The sequence below is a fragment of the Corynebacterium variabile genome (assembly GCF_006539825.1).
Lineage (GTDB): Bacteria > Actinomycetota > Actinomycetes > Mycobacteriales > Mycobacteriaceae > Corynebacterium > Corynebacterium variabile.
The window spans coordinates 93,546-120,439 of sequence record NZ_BJNT01000014.1 but is presented as its reverse complement, the minus strand read 5'-3'; the positions used below and the strand labels follow the sequence as shown (position 1 = coordinate 120,439).

The window sequence follows — 26,894 nt, the reverse complement described above, 5'->3', positions numbered from 1 at the left end:
GGTCACCAGCAGTTACAGATACACCACGCTAGAGGACGTAACCTACTTCAATCACTTTTAGGTCCAGGAGCTGCCACAAATTGCACGTCCCTCCCTCGCTACAGACTGACGACCTCAGTGCAGACATCAACCTCGTCGGCGCGTACTATGCTGCAAGATTCGATGATTTTCCGAAGCGTGGCGATAGCCCTCCATTCTTCCGAGGGGCGTTCTTCGACAACTGCTCAACCAATCCGGAGCACGCTGACTTTTTCACTCCGGCAGATCTCTTGTCATTACCGATGCTGAGCATCGGTCTCGGTCAGTATCGCACCGTCCCCGAAGTCCTTTACTACCGCCAGAACCAGTACTCCGTATTGCTCAAGGGCATTGGACCGGATCGAGACCTGGCCGATGAACCAGGACCGCTGCCCGCCCACTGGCCGGCCCGCCGACTGGAGAAAGCTCTGTGTGAGATTCGTGGTGTCAGCAAAGTCACCGCGACCAAGCTCATCGCCCGGAAACGACCACGTCTGTTCCCGATCTTCGACCGCGTCGTCAAATCCCGCCTGGCGCCCGACACAGTTTTCCTCGACACCGTGCACGCCGAGTTGTCGACGAACGAGACTCTTCGAACCCGGATCAACGAGGTGCGCAACGGAGCGGAGCTGCCAAACTCCATCAGCGCCCTGCGCATCCTGGACGTCGTATCCTGGATGGAGGGCCAGCACCCCGAATGGCGCACGTACACTGCCCCGACAGCCGACCGGAACTTCATGACGCAGTAGTAGCCACTCCGGCGCGGACACCTATTTCAGCAGGACATCAGCACGAGACTTCCACCAATACACCGGTGATTGAATGGTGCACTGCGGGGCGGCGCTGACCCAAAGTATCCCACTACTGCACCGCTGCGCAGAGCTCCGGATCCGTGATGTACCCCTCATCACAACCGGCCTTGGTCTGGATCTCCCACGACGTCTTCGCGGTGCCGTCCTCATGGTAGAACCGAGGATCATAGGCTCCGGAGTTCGGGTTCACATCGACGTAGTACGGACCGTTCCAGCCGTCGGGCCTCTGACACCCCTCAGGATCCACCACATTCATGCCGCTGTCCGGGCAGATGTAGTCGCCGGCCGCTGCCGGGGCGGGTGCATCCTCCGGCACCACTCCTTCATCACCCCCAGGCGTCGGGTCAGGCTCCTCGACGTCATCGGCCTCATCCTCCGGGATCTCGAAGCGGTAGCCGCCGATGTTGAGGATCCCGGCACCTTCCGGAACAGCGATGTTGCCGTAGACGTTGGTAGGTCCACCGACGGGAAGTTCCTCGCTCCAGTTGTAGTACTCATCGGAGTGGTCAGCCTGGATGCACCCGGTGCCTCCGTCCTTCATCTCGGCCGGCCAGTCCGCAGAACTCCCGTCCTCGTTGACCACATTGACCGGGTCGAGGGTCAGGCCAGCGTCTCCACCGTTGTCCACCTCAGCCCGTAGCTGCACCAGCTCAGCACCGGCAGGAAGTACCCCGTCGCTGCCGTAGTCACACTCGGAACCACGGGTCATCATGTGCACGGTCAGCGTCGCATCCTCGATCTTCAACGCATCACCGACAGCAGCTTCCGGCAGAGCAGGAGCCGCTTCAGGCGCAGCAGAGGACGAGGAAGCCGCAGCATCCCCGTCATCAGAGCCGTCAGAGGTGCAGGCGCCGAGCGCCACAGTCATGGCCACAGCTGCCGTCACAGCGGCAAGTCGTCGCAGATACATTCTGGTCTCCTCGGTGAGTTGTGGGTTCTCGTCCCGGAACACAGGTGATATTGCCATATGAACATCACACCCCATCGAGGGTAACCCACCGGAGAGAATCCCCAGCTGGCCTCTTACCTCACCTAACCCCGCCGGGCCGGCCAACCACTTTTGTCAGCCCCTCCTAAGATATTCCGCACCTGAACCGGTATTCTGCACCTCATGACACTCCCGGTCTCGGAAACCCCAACGGCCCCAGAGAACACTGTTCCCTCCCCCGGCGTCACCGTCACCGTCCGCGACGAGCAGTGGCTGGTCACCGGTGTTGCCCGCACCACCGACGGATACCGGGTCCGGGTCCGCGGCGTCTCCGACTACGTCCGGGACACCACCGCCACCTTCTTCACCGCCCTCGACGAGATCGAAGTTCTCGACCCGACGAAGGTCACTGTCACCCCGGATTCCTCCCCCGGCTACCGCCGTGCCCGCCTGTGGGTCGAGTCCACCCTGCGGCAGACCCCGGTCCCGATGGACCAGCAGGAGCTGGAGGTCTCCACCCGTATGCTCGCCGATCCGCTGGACTACCAGCTCTCAGCGGTGCACCGGGCGCTGGATCCGGCGAACGTCCGTCCGCGCATTCTCCTGGCCGATGCCGTGGGACTCGGTAAGACCCTGGAGATCGGCATGATCCTCGCCGAACTCATCCGCCGTGGTCGGGGCGAGCGCATCCTCGTCATCACTCCGAAGCATGTCATGGAGCAGTTCCAGCAGGAGCTCTGGACCCGGTTCTCGATCCCCCTGGTCCGCCTGGATTCCGTGGGTATCCAGAAGGTCCGCCAGAAGCTGCCTGCCTCCCGCAACCCCTTCACCTACTTCCCGCGCGTCATCGTCTCGATCGACACGCTGAAGTCGCCGAAGTTCCGGGCGCAGCTGCGCAAGGTCCACTGGGATGCCGTGGTCATCGACGAGATCCACAATGCGACGAACGCCTCCACCCAGAACAACGAGCTTGCCCGCACGGTCGCCCCTCGCACCGATGCCCTGATCCTCGCCAGTGCCACCCCGCACAACGGTGACGACGAATCCTTCAAGGAGATCCTCCGCCTGCTCGATCCGTTGTCTGTTCTCCCGGACGGCTCGGTGGACATGAAGGCCGCGAAGCGACTGATCATCCGTCGCCATCGGCACTCCCCCGAGGTCGCCAAGGTCGTCGGGGGCGAGTGGGCGCCGCGGGAGAAGCCCCGGAACATTCTGGTGGAGGCCTCCCGCGAAGAAGACGCCGTCGCCCGCGAACTCCACGACACCTGGGTCAGCGGCGCGAACAGCCTGTTCACCTGGACGCTCGTCAAGACCTATCTCTCGTCCCCCGCTGCCCTCACCGAGACCATCAGCGGCCGAATTACCCGAAACGGCACCTCCGATCCGGCAGAGACCAGGAATCTGGAGCGCCTGCTCGACCTGTCGGAGAAGATCACCCCGGAGACCTCCGAGAAGTACAATGCCCTGGTCAACTACCTGCAGGAGATCGGCGTCGGCAAGGGCAAGGAGACCCGCGCCGTCGTGTTCTCCGAGCGTGTCGCCACCCTGCACTGGCTACAGGAGAACCTCACCACGCACCTGAAGATGCCGGCCGGCGCGGTGAAGGTGATGCACGGAGGTCTCTCGGATACCGAGCAGATGGAGATCATCGACGAGTTCAAACGCTCGGACACTCCGCTGCGCATCCTCGTCACCGGTGATGTCGCCAGCGAGGGTGTGAACCTGCACCTGCAGTGCCATCACCTCGTCCACTACGACATCCCCTGGTCACTGATCCGCATCCAGCAGCGCAACGGCCGCATCGACCGCTACGGTCAGCACCACAATCCGCAGATCACCACGCTGCTCCTCGATCCCTCGGACGCCGGCTCCATCGGCGAGCTTCACGTGCTGGAGAAGCTCGTCGAGCGCGAGTACACCGCCCACCAGTTGCTCGGGGACGCCGCCTCGCTGATGGGTGAGCACTCCGAACAGCGCGAGGAGGAAGCCATCCGCGAGGTCCTCCGAGGTAACCGTGATTTCGATGCGGTCGTACATACCGCCGAGGACATCGTCTCCGGCGCCCACGCTCTGGTGACCGAGATCGAGGGGGACGGCCCGGCGACCACTGCCGACATGAACGGCCTTTTCGCCGCGCTCAACGCGCTCAGCGGAACTGACACAGAACAGACCGACGGAAGCGACGGACAGACCACCGAACCGCAGACCGCGGAAACCGCCCGCCCGGTCTACGACCAGTTGCCGGACACCACCTACCCCTCCGAGATCGACTACCTCCGCGATGCTCTCAACGAGGCCTTCGGGGATGCCCCTCAGAACTCGCCGACGGCCGGTGGCATCGACTGGGTGGAACACCCCGGCGATCTGGTGGAGCTGACTCCGCCGGAGGATCTGCGCCGGCGGTTCGACTTCCTCCCCCAGGATTACGTCTCCTCCCGCAAGGTCAAGGAGAACCTCATGCTGGCGACCTCACCCGCCAGCGGCAAAAAGCAGCTGGACAACGCCCGCAACGACCGGGACAACTCCTGGCCGAAGGCACACTTCCTCGGTCCCCTCCACCCGGTCTCGGAGTGGGCGGCTGACCGGGCGCTCAGTGCCATCCCCCGCAATGAGATCCCGGCGGTAACTGCGACTGTCGCCACACCCACGGTGCTGCTGCTCGGCACGCTGACGAACACCTACGGCCAGGTCGTCTCCCGTACCTTCATGGCGGCGACCGAAGGCCCGCTCGGCCTGTCCATCGGTGGCAGTGCCGCGGCCGCCGTCGAGGTCATCGCGGATCCGGTGACATGGCTCGCGGATACCGGTCTGAGCACCCGCGCCATCAACGACGGTTCGACACACACCCCGGCAGATACCGCCGAGCTCATGGCCGCCGCCGTCGCCGCTGCCCAGGCCACGATGAATACGGTCTTCACCTCGGCGGAAGATACCGCCCACCGGCGCACCGACAGGTGGACCGCCCGCTACGACGCCTGGAGCAACAACAACCAGCTCTCCATGACCCGCACCATGGGCCTGTCGAAGCAGCTGGTGGAGCAGGAGCAGGCCCTGATGCAGTCGATGACGCCCGCCCGCTCCCTTGTCCGCCCCCTTCTCGTTCTCCTCCCCTGATCCGCCACCACTTCGGAAAGCACATATGTCTACCTTCGATTCGATCATCAATGTCGATGAGTGGTTGAGCGACCACTACTTCACCGGCGAGGAGACCAAGGGCAGGTCCTCCCGGACCTTCGGTAAGCGCGTCACCGAGCGCGTCACCGAGTGGAAGAACGCGGACAAGGCCGCGGAGGGGACCTCCCCCTGGGTCCGACTCACGGCCGCGCACAAGGATCTTCAGCTGGATCTCTCCACGCTGGACGCCGACAACCCGGACTCGCTGAAGACCACCTACGCTACTGTGGCCCGGGCCTTCGGCTACCCGGCGGACGAGAAGACCCTCACCTTCCACCGCAATGAGGACGCCGTCACCCTTCCGGGCCGCCGGACCGTCTCCGGCGCGGTCCTGGTGCTCACCGCCGCCCCGATCTCCGCGCCGGAGGATCTCGCCACCGCCGGTCTGACCGATGAGGTCCTCCTCGGTGATAAGGCTCAGAGCTGGCATGGCGCCAAGGTCATCAGCGAGCTCTTCCTCGCCGATGACGGCCCGGAGTTCCTTCTCGTCCTCGCCGGCCAGTGGATTGTCCTGGCACACCGGGATGGCTGGCCCCTGGGTCGTTATCTGGCGGTGGACCTCGGCGTCGCTGTGGAGCGGAATGACACCTCCAAGGCCGGCGAGCTGCAGCGCATCGTCACCATCCTCGCCCGGGAGAACACCGACCGCGCCGAGGACCACTCCCAGTGGTGGGAGGCCACCATGGAGGAGGCCCGGCAGCATTCCGTGCAGGTCTCCGCCGGTCTGCGCGATGCGGTCCGTGAGTCCATCGAGATCATCGGCAATGATGTGCTCGACCGGCGCCGGGAGAACCACCTTCCGGTGGAATGCACCGACGGCCCGGACGGCAATGAGCTGGCCAAGCAGTCCCTGCGCTACCTCTACCGGATCCTCTTCCTCCTGTTCGCCGAGGCGACCCCGGAGCTCAATATCCTGCCGACCGGCACCCCGGAGTACGACGAAGGCTACGGCCTGGCCCGTCTGCGCGACCAGGTCCTCACCGAGCCGGTCACCGACCGCGCCCGCCGCGGCACGCACCTCTACCAGTCCCTGCAGATCCTCTTCGACATGGTCAACAACGGCCATGATCCCGCGGACCAGTCCGCTGCCGGGTATCTGAAGGATGCCGGCAACGAGGGCCTCGTCTTCCGCAACCTTGATGCCGATCTCTTCCAGCCCCAGGCCACCTCACTGATCAACGAGGTACAGCTGAGCAACCTTGCACTCCACCGGATTCTGGAGCGTCTGCTGCTGACCCGGGAGAAGTCGAAGAAGGACCGCGGCTTCATCTCCTATGCCACCCTGGGTGTCACCGAGCTGGGACAGGTCTATGAGGGTCTGATGTCCTACACCGGCTTCATCGCCGAGCAGGACCTCCTGGAGGTCGCTCCCAAGGGCGATGCCTCCAAGGGTTCCTGGGTCGTCCCGGTCACCATGGCCGACGATCTTCCGGCGGACTCTTTCGTCAAGGCCACGGTGGAGACCGCGGACGGCGGCGAACAGCTGCAGAACCGGAAGCACACGCGCGGATCCTTCGTCTTCCGGCAGTCCTCCCGCGACCGGGAGCGGTCGGCGTCCTTCTACACCCCGCAGGTCCTCACCAGTTTCACCGTGGGTCAGGCCATCGAGGTCCTCCAGGAGGAGGGACGCATCACCTGCGCCGATGACGTGCTCGACCTGTCGATCTGCGAGCCGGCGATGGGTTCCGGCGCCTTCGCTGTGGAAGCGGTCCGCCAGCTCGCCGACCTGTACCTGGACAAGAAGCAGGAGGAAACTGGCGACCTCATCGAGTCCACTGACCGGACCCGTCAGTTGCAGAACGTCAAGGCTTCCATTGCCCTGCACCAGGTCTACGGCGTGGACCTCAACAAGACCGCGGTCGAGCTCGCCGAGATATCGCTCTGGCTGGATACAATGACCGCCGACCTCAAGGCCCCCTGGTTCGGTCTGCATCTGCGCCACGGCAACTCCCTGATCGGTTCCCGCAGGGCGACCGTCTCCGCGAACAGCGTGACGAAGAAGGACTACCTCAAGGAAGTCCCTACCGAGCATGGCATGGACGGGGTCGCGAAAGCCGTCGAGGACGGCAGCTCTGATCCTGCCGTCGCCGGGCGCATCCACCATTTCCTCCTGCCGTCGAACGGCTGGGGTGCCGCGGCGGACGCCAAGGATCTCAAGGACATCGCCGGAGACGAGCAGAAAGCGATGAAGGAGTGGCGGAAGTCTGTCCGCACAGGGTTCACCAATGCCCAGCAGAAGCAGTTGGCGGCAGCATCGGAACGCGTGGAGACGCTGTGGCGGCTGGCGCTGGTGCGCTGGCGCATCGCCGAGGATCAGGCTCGCCGAGACATTGATCTCTGGGGGCAGGACGAGGCAGAGCAGTCCGCGAAGAACACAACCCGCGCAGAGATCGAGGCGGGTCTGTACGGCAACCCGGACAGCCCCTACCAGCGCCTGCGTCTGGTGATGGACGCGTGGAACGCCCTGTGGTTCTGGCCGCTGACCGAGACCGAAGCCCTGCCTTCCAAGGAAGAGTGGCTGGCAATGCTCGGTGATGCACTGGGCACGCCGTTCAAGGACACGAAGGCGAAGACCGCCGGGCAGACCCGCCTGGGCTATGACCTGAACTGGGATGAGCTGGAAGGCGTGGACTCCCAGGATCACGTGTTCAGCCGGATGATGTCCACCGAAGATTTGCTGGCTGCACACCCGTGGCTGAAAGTCGTCCAGCAGGTCGCCGCCGCTCAGGCGTTCTTCCACTGGGACCTGGATTTCGCCGCCGTTATGTCCCGGGGTGGTTTCGACCTGCAGGTGGGTAACCCGCCGTGGGTGCGGCCCCGCACGGACCTGGATGCTCTGTACGCAGAACACGACCCGTGGTTCATGCTCGCCCATAAGCCGACCCAGGCGGCAAAACGAGAACGCCGACAGCAGTGGTCAGAGAACCCCGTGGTTATGTCCACCGTAACCAATGGCATCAGTGAATCTGTGGCTACAGCAGATTCCCTCAGCGAGGTTACTGTGTACCCCTATCTACGTGGCCAACAACCGGACCTCTACCGCGCGTTCATGGAGACCACCTGGCGCCATGCATCTCATGATGGTGTCGTTGGGCTTATCCACCCTGGGTCTCACTTCACCGAAAAGAAGGCTGCTTCGTTGCGCGAGGGAGCGTACAGGCGACTGCGCCGCCACTGGCAGTTCATCAACGAGATGCGGCTGTTCGATGTTCACAACCTGGTCTCCTATGGAGTCCATCTTTACGGTCATCCGCAAGAGGGTGTGTCCTTCCTCAACGCGGCGTCGCTCTATCACCCACAAACTGTCACCGATTCCCTCCACCACGATGGAACAGGAACACTTCCGGGCTTCAAGGACGATGATAATCACTGGGATCTTCGCCCCCACCGCGACCGGATTATCGAGGTCGAGGAGCACGAACTAGGAGTCTGGAACTCCATCCTGGAGGAGCCAGGTACCCCCTTGTTGGAGACCCGCATGGTTTACACGGTGAATACTGAGGCCGCTGCAGTACTTGAGAAGCTGGCCGCCGCACCACGGATGAAGCAGCTGGGGCTTCAGTTCTCACGCGGGTGGGATGAATCGATTGACAAGAAAAAGGGCTACTTCGATACAGAGTGGAAGCATCCGGAGTCGTGGAATGATGCCATCCTCCAGGGCCCTCACCTCGGAGTGTCAACACCTATGTCCAAGCAGCCCAACCCTACGATGAGCAGCAATAAGGACTGGTCCGAGGTCGACTTCGAGGCCATGCCCGCCGACTTCGTCCCGGCGACCGCCTATCAGCCGGACCGGATAGTGAAACCAACTTTTGACGAAGATTTCTCGCCTTGGAGCGCGAAAGGGGAAATCGATCAAGCACAATCTTATTTCAGAGTAGGTTGGAGGACAATGGCTGCCACAACAGGATTCCGAACAATATACCCTGCAATTATCCCTATCGGATCAAGTCATCTATTCACAATCACATCAACCGCTTCTCGAAATCCCGAAGACACCTGCGCGGCCGGAGCCACGCTTAGCTCCATGTCGCTTGATTTTTTCGCAAGATCACTTGGACTTTCGCACCTCCTATCAAGCACCGTTTCTCTGTTCCCTATGCCCAAAATACGACTTAGCATTAGAGGAACGCTTATACTCAATTACCTCCGCCTGAACTGCCTCACCGAGGCCTATGCTCCACTGTGGGAAGATATCACCGGAGAGAAATGGACCATCGACACCCCCCTCCGCAATGCCGAAGCACGCCGCGCTGCACAGAATGAGATCGATGCCATCGTCGCGCTCTCTCTCGGCGTATCCGCTGATGAGCTGTGCATGATCTACCGGACCCAGTTCCCGGTCATGCGCTTCCGCTACGACGAGGTCGACTACTTCGACAAGAACGGCCGCAAGGTCCCGACAGAAATCGCGAAGCTCCACGAGAAGCGTGGCGGCGAGAAGCCGCTCACGCTGCAGGAGCGCACCTGGGTCCACCCGCAGTCCCAGAAGATGTACTTCTTCGAGTACCCGTTCCGGATCCTCGACCGGGAGGCGGACCTGCGTGCCGCCTACGCCAAATACGAGCCCCTGCTGAACCAGCCGGAATAGAAGGAGACCGACGACCGTGAGTTCACTGCTGCCCGTCCACACCGCCGACCAGATCAACTCCGGCGTCACCGAATACCTCACCACCAGCTTCTCCCTGGCTGATTCCGCCACCGGCGACCGTCTCGCCGAGTTCCTCACGGACACCGCCACCGGCATGTTCCACGGACCATACGTCCGTACCCGGCTCCCCTATGCCCCAGACGATTCGGGCGAGAAGTTCTTCGGATGGCAGTCCGAAAGCTTCATCCCCTACCGTCACCAGGCCGAGGCCTTTCGGCGCCTCGCGTCCCTGACCCCCACCGGCGAGGAACGCCGACCCGACCCCACCCTCGTCATCACCGGTACCGGCTCCGGTAAGACCGAGTCCTTCCTCTACCCCATCCTCGAACACTGCCGGCGCAACCCCGGCCGCGGGATGAAAGCACTCATCCTCTACCCGATGAATGCCCTGGCCACCGACCAGGAACGCCGCCTCACCGAGATCATCAGCACGACCGGTGAACTCACCGGAGTCACTGCCGGTATCTACACTGGCGAGCAGTCCGGCCAAGGCGGGCGGACCAGGGTCTCCGCCCGCGGACTGATCAGCAGTCGGGACCATCTGCGCAGCGATGTCCCCGACATCCTGCTCACCAACTACAAGATGCTCGACCAGCTGCTGCTGCGTGAAGACGACAAGCGGATCTGGGTCGATTCCGCCTCCACCCTGCAGTACCTCGTCCTCGATGAGTTCCACACCTACGACGGCGCTCAAGGCACCGACGTCGCGCTGCTGCTCCGCCGCCTCGGGCTGGCACTGAAATCCCACCAGCCGGACTGGTACCTCACCTCCGAGGAAGCCGCCCGCCCCCTGGGCCGCGTCACCCCGGTCGCCACCTCCGCAACCCTCGGTGGCAGAGACAATCTCGGCTCCATGCTCAAGTTCGCCCACACCATCTTCGGCGAGATGCTCGACGAGTCCGCGATCATCACCGAAACCAGCCTGACCTACGATCAGTGGGTCTCCGCCGTCGACACTCTCGTCGGCGCTGCTGACCCCACGGTCGTCTCCGCCCAAGAGATGCCCGACCACAAACAGGTGGAGGCGATCAATGCATCCATCGCCGAAGCTCTCGCCACCGGTACCGAGTACCAGTCTGCAGTGCACAGCGCGTTCTGTCAGAGCGTCTGGCACTGCGCAGATACCCGGGATGCCGCCGTCGCGGCTTATACCCGACACCCGCTGACCAGGGCACTGCTGGCCGCTGCGTCCTCCCCCGTGCCGCTGACCGTCCCGGAAACCGGTACCGTGGTCGATCCTGAGACCGACGAGCCGAAGGCTATTCCCCCGCTCACCGAGATCCTTCCCCCGGCAGTGCGTCGCCTGCCCAACGACGGCGCCGCCACCTTCCTCACCCACCTGCTCTCCGAGATCGCCTGGCTGCGCGCCGACTACGTCCGCGAGCACGCCTGGACCGGAAAGACACTGCCCGGGGTGGATACCCACCTGTGGGTGCGGGAAGTCTCTCGCGTCGACCGTTCAGTCAGCACCGACGCACTGGAGCACATGTTCCGTTGGGCCGATGACGGCCCCCAGGAAGACTCCGACCAAGCCAGCTGGCTACCCGCCTGCTACTGCCGCGTCTGCGGCCGCTCCGGCTGGATGATCTCCCGGCTACCCGGGGATGTCGGCTACGAGACCTCCCCGGCGAAGATCCGCGTCGGCTCCATCAAGAATCCCGAACTGCAGCTGCCGCTGCTCGACGCGACCGACGATGCCGTGGTCCGCGATGCGGGGGAAGACTCCGCCGTCTACTGGCTCGACATCGCCCAGGCACAGCTGCTGCTGCAGCGCCCCGACGAGGAGGCCCTGGAGACCGGAGACATCATCCCCGTGCTCAGCTACGCCGGCGACAACCGGGAAGACCGTGCCAAGCAGGAGACCTGCCCCTCCTGCGGTACGCAGGACTCCATCCGCTACCTCGGATCCTCGGTCGCCACGTTGCTCTCCGTGGCACTGTCCAATCTCTTCGGCGAGCCCAACCTGGACGACGCGGACAAGAAGACCCTTGTCTTCACCGACTCCGTCCAGGACGCCGCCCACCGCGCCGGCTTCATCCAGTCCCGTGCCCGGGCCTTCGCACTGCGCACCCGGATCCGTGACGCCGTCGCCGATGAACCGGTGACCCTGAAGAAGATGCTCGACCGCCTCATCGACGATGCCGGCGACAATCTCCGCGCCCGCTACGAGCTCATCCCTCCGCACATGACCACCTGGCCCGCATTTAATGCTTTCTGGGCGCCGAAGGCCACCAAGGCAGCGCGCCGTCAAGCCGAACATGCGGTGCGCGACCGGCTCGGTATCGACCTGCTGCTGGAGTTCGGCCAGCGTGCCGATCTTCCCCGCTCACTGACCTCCACCGGAGCATTGACCACCCAGGTCGATGTGCCGGATTCCACCCTCCTCGCCGCAGCCACCGCTGCGATGGAGACCATGAACCTGCTGAGGTTTGAGAAAAATCTGCTCGGCTGGGCACGTGGTGTGGTGGAACTGATCCGCGCCTCCGGCGGTATCGACCACCCACTGTTCAACAGCTACCTGAACCACGGTTGTAACCCTTACATGCTCGCCCGACGTCCGATGCCACAGAAGGGCATGCCCGTCTTCCCCCGTGGTGGAGCGCCGTCCTTCCCCCGGGCTGGCAAGAGTGCCACCGGTCGCGCCGCCGACCGCTCCCAGGCGATGCCGCTGGGCTCTCCGCGCGGCTTCTGGGCCCGGTGGACCACACGCGCCCTCGGCCTGGACTCCACCATGGAAGGCGCCACCGCCGTCACCGAACTCGCCAGGGAACTCGCCCGACGCGACATCCTCCGCACCTTCACTGACGATGCCGGTGGCACGGTCTACGCCCTGCGCGATGACTCGGTGCTCGTGGCGTCCGACGACAACCCTGCCCTGCTGGAATGTCCGGCCTGCCATACCCGGTTGGCCGTCGCCGCGCCCGCACGGGCCGCGATGACCGGCCAGCCCTGCCGCACGCTGGGCTGCATCGGGTTCTACGAGGAACAGCCGATCGAGGATAACTACTACCGGAGGCTCTACACCTCCTCGGCCCCGCGGACGATCATCTCCCGGGAGCACACCAGTCTGCTGAAGAAGGCGGACCGCCGGAAGGTCGAGGAACAGTTCAAGGCCTCCGAGGTCACCGCCCCGGACGCACCGAATGTGCTGGTCGCCACCCCGACCCTGGAGATGGGTATCGACATCGGCGACCTGTCCACGGTAATGCTGGCTTCCCTGCCGAACGCGGTCTCCAGCTACGTGCAGCGCGTCGGTCGTGCTGGACGCCTCACCGGCAACTCCCTGATCGTTGCCCTGGTGCGCGGTCGTGGCCGGGCCCTGCCGACGCTGGAGCGGCCACTATCGATGATCGCTGGCTCGGTGGAGGCCCCGGCGGCGTTCCTGTCCGCCGAGGAGATCCTGCACCGGGAGTTCACCGCCTACCTGCTCGACCGGACGCAGCTGGCCCGGTTTATGGAGCCGCCGCATCTGGTCGGTGACGTCTTCGCGGTGCGCACCACGGGGAGCCCCACCGTGGTCGACGTTCTGCTCGACCTGGCGGAGAACGGCCTCGGCGAGGCACTCGCCGACTTCACCGCGACTCTGACAGCACATGTCCCACCCCGGGTACTCACCGACCTGCGGGCATGGGCAACCGGGACCGGTCGGGACAGCTTCACCGGCGAGCTGACCGTCGCCCGGGAAACCTGGATCTCCGAGACCCGCGAGCTCTCCACCCAGGAGAACACCCTGACGGTGCGCGAAGCGGAGCAGAAGCAGCGTAACGACTCCCCCGCCGCCGATGACGACGTCAAGGCCCAGTACCGCTCCACCCGTGCCGCGCTACGGGCGGTCCAGCGCCGACGCCACGAGCTCACCACCGAGTACTGGATCAATGCCCTGGAGCGGTACGGCATCCTGCCGAACTTCACCCTGCTCGACGACACCGTCGATCTGCACCTGGCCGTCTCCTTCCTGGACAAGGATCTTCAGTTCGATACGGAGACCTACGACTACTCACGCGGGGCCTCGGCAGCACTGACCGAGCTGGCCCCGGGTGCGACGTTCTACGCCCAGGGTGTGGCCGCCACCATCGATGCAGTGGATCTCGGCCCCGACAATGCCTACCTGCAGCGGTGGCGGGTCTGCCCGGCATGCTCGCACTCCGAGGTACTCGCCGCGGATGATTCCAGGACGTCGGCGTCCTGCCCGTCCTGCGGTTCCCCGGCCTGGAACGATGTCGGACAGGTCATCGATGTTCTGCCGCTGCGTCGCGTCTTCGCGGAGGTGGAACAGACCCGCGCGGCGATCACCGATGCCCGCGAGGACCGGACCCAGACCCGCTTCCACCAGAACATGTCGATGCGGGTGCCCAAGGGAACCGAGGGGAAGCGGTGGTACCTCTCCGGCACCGGCTTCGGCATCGAGCACTTCCCCCAGGTCGAACTGCGCTGGATGAACCTCGGGCGGAATGCCGGCCCGAAGAAATCCATGGCGTCCCAGGAGGTCGACGCACCGCTGTTCACCGTGTGCTCGCGGTGCGGGCACACCGCGACGGTCAAGTACGACGGCGAGGCGGCGAACTCATGGCGGGACCACCGCCCGTGGTGCCCGCTGCGCACCGAACGCGACCCCCAGCCGCTCACCATCGCCCTGGGTCGGACGCTGAAGACCGAAGGCGTACTGCTGCGACTGCCGCAGCTGCTGACCGTGGCGGACTCTGCGACGGTGACCTCGGTGATCGCGGCGATCCGTCTCGGCTTCAAGGAGAGCCTCGGCGGCAACCCTGATCACCTCAATGTCGCCGGGGTGCGCATGGGTTCCGGAGACGACTCCTACGACGGGCTGCTGCTGCATGACACGGTGCCTGGTGGCACCGGCTACCTGTCCGAGTTCACCAGCGTCCGTGATGTGGAAGCCCTGCTGCACGCCGCGTACCGGCGGGTCAGCAGCTGCCACTGTTCCGGTGAGCACCGCGCCGCGTGCCCGGACTGCCTGCTGCCCTTTGCACCTCCCGGGGCGGCTGAGTCACTGTCCCGTGCGGCGGCGGAGAGTGCGCTGGCGAAGATCCTGCTCGACGATGTGCACCCGGCCGAGGGCATGGATCCTGGTACTGCCCGGTGGGCGGGATCGTCCGTCACCGAGGACGTCCCGGTCATCGAAAGCCGCACCCAGCTGGAATCCCTGTTCCTCAGCGAGTTCCAGTCCGGGCTCGAGTCCCGTGGTGCCACGCTGAAGAAGAAGCAGCATGGCGGCTATGCCGAGTGGACCTTCCGGCTGCCCGATTCCACCCACCAGTGGCGGATGCGGGAGCAGGTCGACTTCGTGAGGACGAAACCTGACTTCTACTTCGAGGCCGAGGACACCTCGGTCCTGCCGGTCGCCCTGTACCTCGACGGTGCCGCCTTCCACCGTTCAACGGCACACAACCGCGTCGCCGGCGATGTGGCCAAGCGCAACTGGCTGTCCGCCGAGGGCAAGGTGCCGTGGACGCTGACGTGGAAGGACATCGAGGAGTTCCGTGCCCGCGCGGAGAAGACCCGGGCCCGGGAGAATCCCGCGTGGTTCCACCCGAGGTACAACGCGATGCTCGCCACCAATTTGAACCTGTCTTCGTCCGATCTGGCGGTGCTCACTGAAGACCCACTGACCCAGCTGTTCAGCTTCCTCACCCATCCCGACGGCGACAAGTGGAACCTGTTGTCTGCGGCTGCGACGATCCACGCCGTGGACTTCGTTGCCGGTGGACCGGTGAACACCTACTTCAACGCGGTGACCGTGTCGATGGAGCAGCGTCCCACCGGACCCGCCGCCACTCTCGAACTCACAGCGCAGTCTGCGGTGGATGCGGAGAACTACGGCGAGGGCTGGGAGATGTTCTGGTCGCTGGCCAACCTGCTCTACTTCAACGGGGCCGGACACTCGATCTCTGCCGCGGAATCTGAGACAGCTCCTACGGCGGCTCCGGCCGTGGCGGCGACGGTGCCTCCGACGTCATCGGTGCCAGCACCGACGACGGATGAGCCTGCCGATGTCGAGTCCGTTGTCGAGGCTGTATCTGCGACACTCGCCGCCGAAAATACGGAGACTGTTGCAGAGCCCGCGGCCGATTTGTGGCAGCAGGCCGTCAATGAGTTCGCCGAGGACGACGAAGCGCTGGACGCCATCGCTGTGCTCCGGGAGCGTGGCGTCCTCTCCCCCGGAAGCTTCGGTGAGGAGATCGCCCAGGTCTCCACCATCGTCGCCTGGCCTGCGGCGAAGATCGCCGTGGTCTTCCCCGGTGATGCCGATGAGGCCCCCGCAGGGTGGGCCTTCCTCGACACCGACCAGGTGTGCGGCGAGGAATTCCCCACCGAGTTCGATTCTTTCATGTCCTCTGACGCCGGAAAGCAGGTCTAGTCCATGGCAACAGTGACCTTTGCAAGTACTTTCTCCAAGGTCGACGGTCTGGATTCCCAGATCGTCAGCTTCATCCGGAAGCTGCAGCAGCATCCCGAGGATCCGGGACTGAACCTCAAGAAGCCTAAGGGCGCGGGCGACAAGAATGTCCGTACCGCGCGGGTGAACAAGCAGTACCGGGCGGTGCTCTTCGATCTCTCCGGATCAACCGGCCGGCACTTCGTTCTCGTGGACATCCTCAATCACGATGACGCCTACAAGAAGGCCGAGCGGCTGCGGCTGGAGACCAATCCGGTGAACGGTGTGGCGGTCCTCCGTGAAAAAGCTGCCCCGCAGGTCGAGGTCGATGAATCGCTGGCGAAGGCTCAGGCGGCTGAGGAGCAGGCGCGGCAGCAGGCTGCGGTGGAGGCTGAGGCTGCACCGGTCGTGGTTGAACCCGAGCCTGTCGAGCCCATTGAACCTGAACCGGCTGAGCAGGTCGAACCGCCGGCAGCAGAGCCGGAGCATCCGGTGCAGACTCCCGCCGAGGCCCTCGCGGCCTCCGGCATCACTGTCGAGGATCTGCGCGACCGGCTGGGGATTCCCGCTGCGACGATCGACTCGGCACTCGGTGCCGAGAATGTGGACCATGTCGATGCGGTGCTCGCCGCGCATGGCGTCCTCGAGCAGGAACGCGACATTCTGCTCTCCGCCTTCGTCGGGTACAGCCTCGAAGAGATTCTCCGGGACTTCGGTCTGGTACCGGAGCAGCCGGATGAGTCGGAGGCCGCTACAGCGTCTGAGGCTCCTGCGTCCGCTACACCCCCTGCATCGCCCGCGGCGCCCAATACCGCCGACACCCTCATCTCCTCCCTGGAGCACCCCGCTGCCCGGTCGCGCTTCCTCACCGTCGCGGAGGGCACCAGCGACAGTCGACTGTTGGAGATCATCGACCAGATCAGCTTCAACGACTGGCGGATCTTCCTCCACGAGTCCCAGCAGCCGCTGGTTGATGCACAGTTCTCCGGCGCCGGCCGCGTCCTCGGTGGTGCGGGTACCGGTAAGACGGTCGTCGCCGTGTACCGCGCGAACAACCTGGCCACGGACTGGGGCAAGCACCCCACCATCGAGACTGGTGCACCGCGCGTCCTGCTCACGACGTTCACCCGAACGCTCGCGGACTCGCTGAAGTCCCTGATGAACCTGCTCAATCCGAACTATCCGGAAGCGACCACGATCGGTACGCGGGGGCTCTGGATCGCCGGTATCGACTCGGTCATCCACACGGTGCTGACGCGGGCGCAGGGTACCGAGGTCCGCGCAGCAATGAACGCGGGACTGGGAATCGACGCGCTGCCAAGTGACTTCGCCGGGCTGGAGGGGCGGACGGAGACCCGGTTGTGGAACGAGTCCATCGAGCTTGCGAAGACCGCCCTTGTTCCGGAGAAGGCGAATGCGGAGTTCCTGTCGCAGGAGTACTCGATCATCATTCTCGGCGGCGGGATCACCGAGCAGAGCCTCTATCTTCGGGCAAAACGACGTGGCCGGGGCACTTCGCTGAACCGGTCCGAGCGCAAGGACGTGTGGCGGATCGTGGAGATCTTCCACCGCAAGTGCATGAGCGAAGGGCGGCTCACCTGGCCGGCCTTGGCAATCATCGCTGCAGAGGTGCTAACCAAACGCATCGCGGACAATGGCGGTCAGACATTGTTCGACCATGTTGTCATCGATGAGGCACAGGACTTCCACGCCGCCCACTGGCGTTTCCTGCGGGCCGCCGTGGCACCCGGGCGCAACGACATCTTCTTGGCCGAAGATCCGCACCAGCGCATCTACGGCCAGCATCTGGTGCTCAGCCACTACGGGATCCCGACCAAGGGGCGGGCATCCCGTCGGCTGACCCGCAACTACCGGACGACGGCAGAGACGCTGCGCTATGCCCTGGACATCCTCAACGGCACGGAGTGGAAGGATGCCGAGGATGCCACCGATACAACCTCGGGTACCCGGTCCCTGCGCCACGGCCCTGCGCCCCTTGTAGTGCCGGTGAAAACTGAGGCGGTACAGGTGGATGCGATTGTCGACCAGGTCTCTGCATGGAAGGCGGGACTGGAGGGCGATGCCGAGATACATGTCGGCGTACTCACCCGGTCACGGACGCAGGTGCGCAAGCTGACTGCGGCACTGTCCGCTGCGGGGCTCGATGTCACGGACTCCCGGCAGGCGACGACTGCGGCGGACCACGAGGTTGCCGTGATGACGATGCACTCGGCTAAGGGTCTGGAGTTCACCCATGTGGTGCTGCTCGGGGTGGACGCGGCGACGATGCCTCAGCAGTTCCGCATGCGTGGTCTTGCTGAGGCAGAGAAGGAAGACATCATCGAGCGTGAGCGTGCGCTGCTCTACGTGGCTGCGTCGCGGGCACGTGATGCGTTGATGGTTACGGTGCTGGGTGAGCCTTCGGAGCTACTTCCTTCAAAATTGACATATCGCTAGCCCTGCACGTCTACTGTATGTAGATTTTAAAATATTGATACGGATGGGGATAACGAATGAGAAAGATACCAGCATGTGCAATTCTACTCATAGCGGCGGGAGCTTTTTTCGTTAGCACTGGCATGTACATTGCAATTTCAATACCTTTAGAATATTTCAATGTCGGACACTTTTTAGCTATCGTAATCGGATCGGTCATCTCATCCCTGGGTCTTACATTCATAAACAATGCGATTGCCTGCCGCCCTAAATATCGTTATCCAAAACAGGTTATCGCAGGCAATGATTCCGGTCACGACAATTGGAAATATTCCTCAATCGGACCAAATGACATATACGGAAAACTGAAATATATTCAGGAACTCCAAAGCTCAAAACGGTGCATAAGCTTTAGAGCAACTAGGAAAATTAATGAATTGACAGAATTAATCGGGAAGACCATTCCAACAGCCGACAAAAATATCAGCAATAAGGAACATTTCAATCTCAGTAAGGGGAATAAATGATTGACACACTTACCCTTATTGCAACATGCATTGCAGCCTGCGCCGCCACTCTAATTGGATACAAAGCTAATAAAATTGCCACTAATATGGCGGCAACTTCTGCGCATGACATGGTCAGTCAAGCCTTGCTTGACCTCACCACAGGAGAGGTTGAGGACGCAAGGGACACAATAGGATCATTCCGATACGCTCCCGAGTCCAAAGTGGAAAATATTTCCATATCAGAACTAACACGATCTTACTATCGCCTAACTTGGGCAATTGAACGCTCTTCCTCCGCATTGACATCCATTAACGAATCCAGGTGGGAAAAGTATGCCGAGAGCGCCGTCAATGACCAATGGAGCTGGCACCTTAAAGAGATATCACGTAATCTCGACATCATTACATTGGTAGATTCTCTGAAGATTAACGACGATGTGGCCAGATCTCGACGTGCGCAAATTCTAAAAAGGTTAAATATAGAGTATGATGAAATAACAAAAGAAGATATCGACAACGGGTGCAGGAGAGCCCAACTACTTCAGCGACAGTGACCATAATTGCAGTATGAGTATTTCTATACTCTAGAAATCATGTAGCCCTCGGGAAGAATCCAGAAATAACCTCAACGCATCCCCCAACTCCCGCACCCCCGCCGCAATCCGTGCCTCCGGAATCGATGCCAACCCGACCCGGAGTTCATCTCTCCGAGCCACCGTCCCCGGCGCGTAGTGGAGCGATCCCGGGGTCACCAGCACCCCGTGCGACCTCGCCCGGCGCGCCCACTCCCCCGCGTCACCAGCGCCAGCAGCGTCGCAGGCCTCTCCCAAATCACCCGCGCCACCAGTGAAACCATCCACTCCACCACCCATCCGCAGCCACATGTTCATCTGCGGCACCGTCAACTGGTCGGCGAACTCCGGCAGGTACTCCCCCACAGCCTCAGTGAAATGGTCGAACTTCGACCGTGCCCGCACCCGGTACGACCGCATCTGCCGGGCGTAGTCCCCCGAGCGGATGAACAGCGCCAGCGACCGCTGCAGCATAGGCGACGGTGCCTTCGTCGCATAGTGCCGGAACCGTCGCAGCTGTGCGATCAGTTCAGGTGCAGCCACCACGTAGCCCATCCGCAGCCCCGGCGCGAGGTACTTTGAAAACGTCCCCAGGTACACGACCCGCCCCGATCTGTCGACCGACTTCATCGGTGCCAGCGGCGGTCCCTGCAACCTGATTTCGGCGTCGTAGTCATCTTCGATGATCACGGCATCCTGCTTATCTGCCAGAGCCAGGAATCGTCGGCGACGCTCCGGGGACAGCGTCACCGACGTCGGGTGGTGCGAACTAGGCGTCAGGAAGACCACGTGAGCGTCCACGGCGTCCTCTGCCACCGCACCAGACCGGTCGACCGCCATGTACTGCAGCTGCGCACCGCTGGCGGCGAAGATGTTCTGCGCGTCCACGTACCCGGGATTCTCCATCGCCACCTTCACCCCCGGCCCCAGCAGTGCCCGGCGGATGAGGTTCAGCCCCTGCTGCGTCCCCACGGTGATCATCACCTCCTCCGGACCGACGTGGACGCCGCGCAGGGCGAGGACCTCTTCGATCAATGCCGCGACCAGCTCCGGATCATCGCCCTCCCGCGGATCACCGAGCGCGACCCGCAGGTTCTTCCCGGACATCGCCTGGTTCACCGCCTTGAGCCATGAGCGGGTGGGAAATGCCGCCGGCTCGATCTGCCCGGACAGGAACGGAAACGGATAGCGGGCGTGGTCCGGCTCCACTATCTGCGGCACCTCCGGAGCCACCTGGTAGAGCAGTTGATTCCAGTCCACCGGTGCGCACGGAGTCTCCTCCACCACGGTCGCAGCCACCGGGTACATGCCTGAGCGCGGACGCGAGACGATAAGCCGCTCGTCCACCAGCTGCTGTAGTGCCGTCTGCACGGTCGTGCGGGACACCCCGAGCTGCTCCGAGAGCACCCGGGACGGCGGCAACGGACGGTTCAGCGGATACACGCCGCGCCGCAGCCCCTGCCGGAGGTACTCCGCGACCCGGGCGTGCAGCGGTCGGATTCCCGCCAGTGCGGCCCAGTCGTCGGTCGTGGCCTGCTGCGGAGTCCGGGACGTCATGCGTTCACCGTAGCGTCCATGCCCCACTCACCTGGCTCCGGGCACCAGCAGCGCCACCCCGGCAGCCAGCACAGTCAGCCGACTGCCGTAGGTCACCACCGACAGTGGCAACCGCCGGCAGGTGGCAGCTCCGACGCCGAAACCCGTGAGCACTCCGAGGGAGAACCATCCCACGCCGTCCCATCCGTCCGGAGCCACAGCGGAGCCGACTCCGAGCACCGCCAACGCGGCCACAGACGCGACCAGGAAAAGCACCGCCAGTCCGGTGCGGTAGCGTGCCGCGTCCTTCGCCGGATAAGTGAGAATCAGTGGTGGGCCGGGCAGAGCTGCGAGCACTGTGAGCACGCCGGCCATCACTCCCGCCCCACCCATGCCCGCCGGGCCCGCCGCAGGCGGCGGAAAGCCGGGCACCAGCATAGGGACGACCGCCGCGAGGACGCCCACCCCGACAACCGTCCTCACGAGTGCCCCATGCTCCGACACCCATCCCAATGCCGGGGACATCGCCGCCGCACCGGAGACAATCCCGACCACAGCCGGGATCAGCAGGCGGGCATCAGCCCGCCCGAGGCGTCCTTCCGTGCGGTGTCCCGTGACCACGGCAAGCCCCATCAGCACCACCGTGACCACGAGCAACGGGCCCGGCACCAGCCCCGGGGCCAGCAGCGTCACCAGCGGCGCGGCGACCAGACCGAAGCCGGCGCCGGTGACAGCCTGGACGGCAGCGGCGAGGAACCCCGCACCCACCAGCAGCGCCAGAGCCAGCGCCGTCACCGTCTCACACCCGGTGGATCTGCTGGGCGGCGGCCTGATCCCGCGGCATGATGAGCATCTGGTCGATGTTCACCCGCGCCGGGCGGGTCGCGACCCAGGCGATGGCGTCCGCGATGTCCTCGGCGGTCAGCGGCTCCATCCCGGTGTAGACGTTGTCGGCGGCCTCGGTGTCGCCACGGAAGCGCACGGTGGAGAACTCGGTGTTCGCCATACCGGGGTCGATCTCGCAGACGCGCACCGGCTGGCCGAGCAGTTCCAGGCGCAGGACGCGCGTCATCGCCGCCACCCCGTGCTTGGCGGCGTTGTACCCCGCCCCGCCCCGGTAGGGCTCACGGGCGGCGATCGAACCAATGGTCATGACCTGACCGTCACCGGAGGCCACCAGCATCGGCAGCAGTGCCTTGGTGACACGCAGGGTGCCGAGCACGTTCGTGTCGTACATCCACTGCCAGTCATCGACGTTCGCCTCGGAGACCGGCTCGGTGCCGACAGCTCCACCGGCATTGTTGACCAGCAGGTCACAGCGTCCGATAGTCTCGGTGACAGCAGCGGCGAAGGCGTCCACCGAACGCTGGTCGGTGACGTCGAGGGCGAGGGCCGTACCGCCGCATTCCTCGGCGACCTCGGTGAGCTTCTCGATGCGCCGGGCACCGAGGACGACCTGGTAGCCAGCGGCGGCCAGTGCGCGGGCGGTCGCGGCACCGATGCCGGAGGATGCGCCGGTGACGACGGCGACGGGAGCTGCGGGAGTGGGAGCGTTCATGGGGTTCCTTTCAGGAAAGTTGCAGGAAAGTGGTGTCAGTCGGTGGAGGCGTTGGAGGTGGTCGCACCCTGGGCTGCGTAGATGGCGTCGGCGATGTGCTCGCGCAGTTCATGGAAACGCTTCTCACCGCGCAACTCGCCGAGGTCGAGCGACGGGGCGTGGGGATCGCCGATCTGGACAGACAGGTCCTCCAGGATGCGTCCCGGCCGCGCACTCATCACCCACACACGGGTGCCCAGCAGCACTGCCTCATCGACAGAGTGGGTGATGAAGAAGACGGTCTTGCGGTCCCGCCGCCATATGCGCAGCAGTTCCTCCTGCATCGTTTCGCGGGTCAGGGCATCGAGGGCGCCGAAGGGCTCGTCCATGAGCAGGATCTCCGGTGAACCTGCGAGGACGCGGGCGATCTGGGCGCGTTGCTGCATACCGCCGGAGAGCTCGTAGGGCCGCTGGTCAGCGAACTCGGAGAGGTTGACCATGTCGAGGTAGAGTTCGGCGGTCTTCCGTCGCTCCGCCTTGGGGACCTTGCGGAACTTCCCGGCGAGTTCGACGTTCTCCCGCACAGTCATCCACGGGTACAGGTTCGCGTGCTGGAAGACCACGCCCCGGTCCGGGCCGGGTTCAGTGACCGCCTCGTCGTCGAGGAGGACGTGTCCGGTGGTGGGTTCCAGAAATCCGGCGATCATCTTCAGCAGGGTGGACTTTCCGCAGCCGGACGGTCCGACGATGCAGACGAATTCGCCGGGTTCCACGACGGTGGACGTGTCCTGAAGTGCGAGGACCTTGTCACCGGAGTCTGTGGTGTAGGTCTGGGAGACGGAGTCGAGGACGAGCCTCGGGATGGTGGTGTCAGTCGGTGCGCTCATGATTACTCTCCTGTCATGTCCGCGGCGGCCTGCGCTGCGTCCTTGTAAAGGGCCTTCTGGTAGACCTCCGGGTCATCGGCGGCGTCGACCTCCTGGTTGTCCTTGAGGAACTTCGCGGTGTCGTACAGCAGGGTGCCGAGGTCGCCGCCGAGCATCTCGCCGGACGCCTGCTCCGTGGCCCGTGGATAGGCGTAACCCTTGAGCTGCTGGAGGACAGTGTCCGTCTCCAGTCCGAGAACGGCGGCGATGGAACCTGCGGCGGTGTCCGGGTCCTCCTGGATCTGCCGGATCGCGGCGTCCTGCGCCTTGGCCCAGACCTCCATGAATTCGGGGTTCTTCTCCACGAAGGAGCGGGTGAAGGTGGCCATGTCATAGGTCGGGGCACCGCCCTCCGCAGCTTCCTTCGCCGAGGTGATCACGTGGCCGGACGCCATCAGCTCGCTGAGCGTGGGATCCCAGACGAAGGCGGCGTCGATCTGGTCTGACTGCCATCCGGCGAGCATGCGGTCAGGTGAGAGATTCACCAGCTTCACGTCCGTACCGGCCTTCATCCCGGCCTGGTCGAGAGCCCCGAGAAGGCTGTAGTGCGAGGTGGAGCTGTAGGTCACGGCGATGGTCTTGCCCTTGAGTCCGCGGATATCGGTGATCGCGTCGTCCTTGACCACGAGGGACTCCGCCTCACCGATCTCGTCGAAGACCCACGGGGTGACAAGGTCCTGGCTCAGCGGCTTGCTCAGGCCACGTGCCAGGCCCGCGGAGCCGAGGAGCCCGTAGTCGATGGATCCTGCGCCGTACGCCTGGAGGATGTCCCCGGCGGACTCGAAGCGCTTCCAGTCGATGGACGCGTTCGGCATGCAGGTCTCCAGCATGCGCTGGTTCTGCACGATGCGGTCGCCGTTGGGGATCATCTGGAACGCCAGGGTGGCGTGGGTGGTGATCGACTCGTCCGGTTCGAAGGGGCAGTCGAGGTTGTTCTGCTTCGCCCAGTGGCTGGCCGGCGGGCCGACGCAGGCGCTGGTGCCGAGAGCGACGGCGAGCAGGGCTGCTCCGGCGGCGAGGGTTCTGTTCAGTCGGGACATGTCAGGCCTTCCCTTCCCAGGGCACGAGAGCGGTGGACAGTTTCTTCAGGCCGAGGTCGAGGACGACCGCTGCGATACCGATGACGATGATGCAGGCGATGGTCAGCGGGGTGTCCAGCCTGGTGCCGGAGAGGTACGCCAGCCCGCCGATGCCGGGGATGCCGTTGTTGAGCTCGGCGGCGACGACGGTGGTCCAGGCGAAGCCGGTGGCCACGCGGATGCCCGAGAGGATCTGGGGCAGTGCCGAGGGCAGGATGACCTGTCGCAGCACCTGTCCGCGGTCAGCACCCAGCGACCGGGCTGCGAGGACGCGGTCCTGCTGGACGCCGCGCACACCCGAAATTGTCGACATCGCGATCGGTGGGAAGGCTGCGAGGAACAGCAGCCAGACCTTGGAGACGTCACCGATGCCGAACCAGACGATGAGCAGGCCCATGTAGCCCAGCGGGGGCAGGGAGCGCAGGAAGTTGAGGTAGGGCTCGACCAGATCGAAGATCCAGTTCACCGTCCCCATGAGGAAGCCGAGTGCCACACCGACGACGATGCCGACGCCCACACCGACGGCGATGCGTTCCAGGCTGGCCAGCAGGTGCTGCCAGAGGAAGTAGTCATCCTCACCACAGACTTCGGCGGTGCCGGAGTCATTGATCGGACGACAGGTGTTGGCGTCCCAGAATGCGGACACCACCGCCCCCGGGGACGGCAGGAACAACGGTTTGACGATGTTGGTGGCGGTGATGATCCACCAGATCGCGATGAGTGCGAGAAAGACGAGCGTGTTGATGTACGCGCGGCGTCCCGGTCTGAGACGGGTCAGCATCAGCTCACCGCCTTCACCGGGGACGCCGCGTCCTGCTGCGCGGTGACCTCGCTGAACACTTCCTCCAGGATCGCCAGTCCCTCCCGCAGTACCTCGTCGGGGATGTTCAGTGGCGGGACGATGTGGAGGCGGTTCGTACCGGCGACGAAGACCACCAGCCCCTTCGCCCGCGCGGCGGCGGCCAGGGCCTTCTGGCCCTCGTAACCGTCGACGAACTCAACCGCCCAGAAACAGCCGAGGCCGCGGATGTCGCCGATGACCGGGTAGTTCTCCTTCAGCTCCGCGAGCGCGGGGCCGATGATGTCGGTGCCGAGGCGCGCCGCGTTGCCCACGGCGTCCTCGTCCTCCATCGCGGTGATCGTCGCGACGGCCGCGGCGGCGGCAAGGGGGTGACCGGAATAGGTCAGTCCGCCCGGGTACGGGGTGTCGCGGAAGGTGTCGGCGACCGCCTGCGTCATCGCGACGCCACCCATCGGCACGTAGCCGGAGTTCACCCCCTTGGCGAAGGTGACCAGGTCGGGTCGGGCATCGTAGTTGTCGATGGCGAACCAGGCTCCGGTGCGGCCGAACCCTGCCATGACCTCGTCGCAGATCATGAGGATGCCGTAGCGGTCGCAGATCTCGCGGACCCCCTGCCAGTAGCCGGCGGGGGGCGGCATGATGCCGGCGGTACCCGGCACTGTCTCCATGATCAGTGCGGCGAAGCTCTCCGGGCCTTCGATGGCGATGACGTTCTCCAGGTGCTCCAGGGCACGCTCGCACTCCTGTTCCTCGGTCTCCGCATGGAAGACGGTGCGGTGGAGGAACGGTCCAAAGTAGTGGACAACGCCGGTGCGTCCGTCATCGATCGGCCAGCGGCGGCTGTCACCGGAGACGGTGAGCGTGGTCTGCGTGGCGCCGTGGTAGCTGCGCATCGCGGCGAGGACCTTGGGCCGGCCGGTGGTGAGCTTGGCCAGGCGCAGCGCATGCTCCACGGCGTCCGCCCCGCCGTTCGTGAAGAAGACCTTGGTGAGGTTCTCCGGCAGGTGGCTGAGGATCTTCTCGGCGGCCAGTGACCGCGGTGCACTCGCGTGTGCGGGCGCGATGGTGCACAGCTGTGCCGCCTGCTCCTGGATGGCGTTCACGATCGCCGGGTGACTGTGACCCAGGTTGGTGTAGACGAGCTGGGAGGAGAAATCGATGTACCGGTTGTCATCGGCGTCGATGAGATAGGGACCCTCGGCAGAGGTCACGACCAGAGGGTCCAGCGACCCCTGTGCCGACCAGGAGTGGAAGACGTTCTCCAGTTCACGGTCGTAGATCTCCGCCCCGAGCGGGGAGTGTGGCTTCGGCATGGTGAGGCACCTTTCGTCTTGAGCGCGTCGCATATCTGCTGTGGACGTATTCCAGACTGGTGTGCCCGTCCGTTGGATTGAATATCCACGGCGGAGCCGAATTATCGGGTCCAGATGTCACATTTCCGAAACCCGTGATTCAGGGGAGTTACATCGTGCGTATGAGGGCGCAGTCAACTCCATCCGGGAGTAGGTCCACAGGAT

At 64.2% G+C, this 26,894-nt stretch carries 15 protein-coding genes; 7 read left to right on the top strand and 8 right to left on the bottom strand.

The annotated features are described in order from the left end of the window. Window positions 1-80: 80 nt before the first annotated feature. The gene (locus CVA01_RS09480; RefSeq protein WP_244938232.1) at window positions 81-767 is read left to right on the top strand and encodes a DUF6308 family protein; all 687 of its coding nucleotides are present in this window, start codon (window positions 81-83) and stop codon (window positions 765-767) included. Window positions 768-879: 112 nt separating this feature from the next. Here CVA01_RS09480 and CVA01_RS09475 read toward each other — a convergent pair whose 3' ends face one another. Then, window positions 880-1,740, bottom strand: coding sequence for a hypothetical protein (locus CVA01_RS09475; protein ID WP_170209746.1), 861 nt, complete (start codon window positions 1,738-1,740; stop codon window positions 880-882). Between the two features lie 201 nt (window positions 1,741-1,941). On the opposite strand from CVA01_RS09475, the gene CVA01_RS09470 reads away from it, so the two are divergent. Genes CVA01_RS09470 through CVA01_RS09445 form a run of 6 tightly spaced genes read left to right on the top strand, consistent with a single transcriptional unit; the run spans window position 1,942 to window position 19,479 of the window. Continuing rightward, on the top strand, window positions 1,942-4,872 hold the full coding sequence (locus CVA01_RS09470) for a DEAD/DEAH box helicase (RefSeq protein ID WP_141330310.1): 2,931 nt from the start codon (window positions 1,942-1,944) through the stop codon (window positions 4,870-4,872). 25 nt (window positions 4,873-4,897) lie between these two features. Continuing rightward, entirely contained in the window at window positions 4,898-9,523 is a 4,626-nt protein-coding gene (locus CVA01_RS09465) for a DNA methyltransferase (protein ID WP_141330308.1), read from the top strand. A 16-nt stretch (window positions 9,524-9,539) separates the two neighbouring features. After that, window positions 9,540-15,962 carry a DEAD/DEAH box helicase family protein gene (locus CVA01_RS09460; RefSeq protein ID WP_141330306.1) on the top strand — a complete coding sequence of 2,141 codons (6,423 nt, stop codon included), beginning with the start codon at window positions 9,540-9,542 and terminating at the stop codon, window positions 15,960-15,962. A 3-nt stretch (window positions 15,963-15,965) separates the two neighbouring features. After that, window positions 15,966-18,437, top strand: a complete 2,472-nt coding sequence (locus CVA01_RS09455) for a 3'-5' exonuclease (RefSeq protein ID WP_141330304.1) — start codon at window positions 15,966-15,968, stop codon at window positions 18,435-18,437. A gap of 56 nt (window positions 18,438-18,493) precedes the next feature. After that, window positions 18,494-18,943, top strand: coding sequence for a hypothetical protein (locus CVA01_RS09450; protein WP_141330302.1), 450 nt, complete (start codon window positions 18,494-18,496; stop codon window positions 18,941-18,943). Beyond that, the gene (locus tag CVA01_RS09445; RefSeq protein ID WP_141330300.1) at window positions 18,940-19,479 is read left to right on the top strand and encodes a hypothetical protein; all 540 of its coding nucleotides are present in this window, start codon (window positions 18,940-18,942) and stop codon (window positions 19,477-19,479) included. Before CVA01_RS09450 ends, CVA01_RS09445 begins: the two co-directional genes overlap by 4 nt. Window positions 19,480-19,509: 30 nt before the next feature. On the opposite strand, the gene pdxR is transcribed toward CVA01_RS09445, so the two are convergent. Genes pdxR through CVA01_RS09410 form a run of 7 tightly spaced genes read right to left on the bottom strand, consistent with a single transcriptional unit; the run spans window position 19,510 to window position 26,690 of the window. Then, entirely contained in the window at window positions 19,510-21,054 is a 1,545-nt protein-coding gene (gene pdxR / locus CVA01_RS09440; RefSeq protein ID WP_141330298.1) for a MocR-like pyridoxine biosynthesis transcription factor PdxR, read from the bottom strand. 27 nt (window positions 21,055-21,081) lie between these two features. Beyond that, window positions 21,082-21,828, bottom strand: coding sequence for a TSUP family transporter (locus CVA01_RS09435; protein WP_170209745.1), 747 nt, complete (start codon window positions 21,826-21,828; stop codon window positions 21,082-21,084). Between the two features lie 4 nt (window positions 21,829-21,832). Further along, entirely contained in the window at window positions 21,833-22,591 is a 759-nt protein-coding gene (locus CVA01_RS09430; protein WP_141330294.1) for an SDR family NAD(P)-dependent oxidoreductase, read from the bottom strand. 35 nt (window positions 22,592-22,626) lie between these two features. Then, complete coding sequence (locus CVA01_RS09425; RefSeq protein ID WP_141330292.1) at window positions 22,627-23,457, bottom strand: ABC transporter ATP-binding protein; 831 nt, start codon at window positions 23,455-23,457, stop codon at window positions 22,627-22,629. Window positions 23,458-23,459: 2 nt separating this feature from the next. After that, on the bottom strand, window positions 23,460-24,536 hold the full coding sequence (locus CVA01_RS09420) for a taurine ABC transporter substrate-binding protein (protein ID WP_141330290.1): 1,077 nt from the start codon (window positions 24,534-24,536) through the stop codon (window positions 23,460-23,462). Window position 24,537: 1 nt separating this feature from the next. After that, the gene (locus CVA01_RS09415) at window positions 24,538-25,356 is read right to left on the bottom strand and encodes an ABC transporter permease (RefSeq protein WP_141330288.1); all 819 of its coding nucleotides are present in this window, start codon (window positions 25,354-25,356) and stop codon (window positions 24,538-24,540) included. Next, window positions 25,356-26,690 (bottom strand): aminotransferase class III-fold pyridoxal phosphate-dependent enzyme, encoded by a 1,335-nt coding sequence (locus CVA01_RS09410; RefSeq protein ID WP_141330286.1) that lies wholly within the window; start codon window positions 26,688-26,690, stop codon window positions 25,356-25,358. The genes CVA01_RS09415 and CVA01_RS09410 overlap by 1 nt, the downstream gene beginning before the upstream one ends. Window positions 26,691-26,894 lie beyond the last annotated feature (204 nt).

What these genes read in the sequence shown, in the direction of transcription:
- CVA01_RS09475 (WP_170209746.1), bottom strand. Translation starts at nt 1,740, where the DNA reads ATGTATCTGCGACGACTTGCCGCTGTGACGGCAGCTGTGGCCATGACT.
- CVA01_RS09470 (WP_141330310.1), top strand. Translation starts at nt 1,942, where the DNA reads ATGACACTCCCGGTCTCGGAAACCCCAACGGCCCCAGAGAACACTGTT.
- CVA01_RS09465 (WP_141330308.1), top strand. Translation starts at nt 4,898, where the DNA reads ATGTCTACCTTCGATTCGATCATCAATGTCGATGAGTGGTTGAGCGAC.
- CVA01_RS09455 (WP_141330304.1), top strand. Translation starts at nt 15,966, where the DNA reads ATGGCAACAGTGACCTTTGCAAGTACTTTCTCCAAGGTCGACGGTCTG.
- CVA01_RS09450 (WP_141330302.1), top strand. Translation starts at nt 18,494, where the DNA reads ATGAGAAAGATACCAGCATGTGCAATTCTACTCATAGCGGCGGGAGCT.
- CVA01_RS09445 (WP_141330300.1), top strand. Translation starts at nt 18,940, where the DNA reads ATGATTGACACACTTACCCTTATTGCAACATGCATTGCAGCCTGCGCC.
- pdxR (WP_141330298.1), bottom strand. Translation starts at nt 21,054, where the DNA reads ATGACGTCCCGGACTCCGCAGCAGGCCACGACCGACGACTGGGCCGCA.
- CVA01_RS09430 (WP_141330294.1), bottom strand. Translation starts at nt 22,591, where the DNA reads ATGAACGCTCCCACTCCCGCAGCTCCCGTCGCCGTCGTCACCGGCGCA.
- CVA01_RS09425 (WP_141330292.1), bottom strand. Translation starts at nt 23,457, where the DNA reads ATGAGCGCACCGACTGACACCACCATCCCGAGGCTCGTCCTCGACTCC.
- CVA01_RS09420 (WP_141330290.1), bottom strand. Translation starts at nt 24,536, where the DNA reads ATGTCCCGACTGAACAGAACCCTCGCCGCCGGAGCAGCCCTGCTCGCC.
- CVA01_RS09415 (WP_141330288.1), bottom strand. Translation starts at nt 25,356, where the DNA reads ATGCTGACCCGTCTCAGACCGGGACGCCGCGCGTACATCAACACGCTC.
- CVA01_RS09410 (WP_141330286.1), bottom strand. Translation starts at nt 26,690, where the DNA reads ATGCCGAAGCCACACTCCCCGCTCGGGGCGGAGATCTACGACCGTGAA.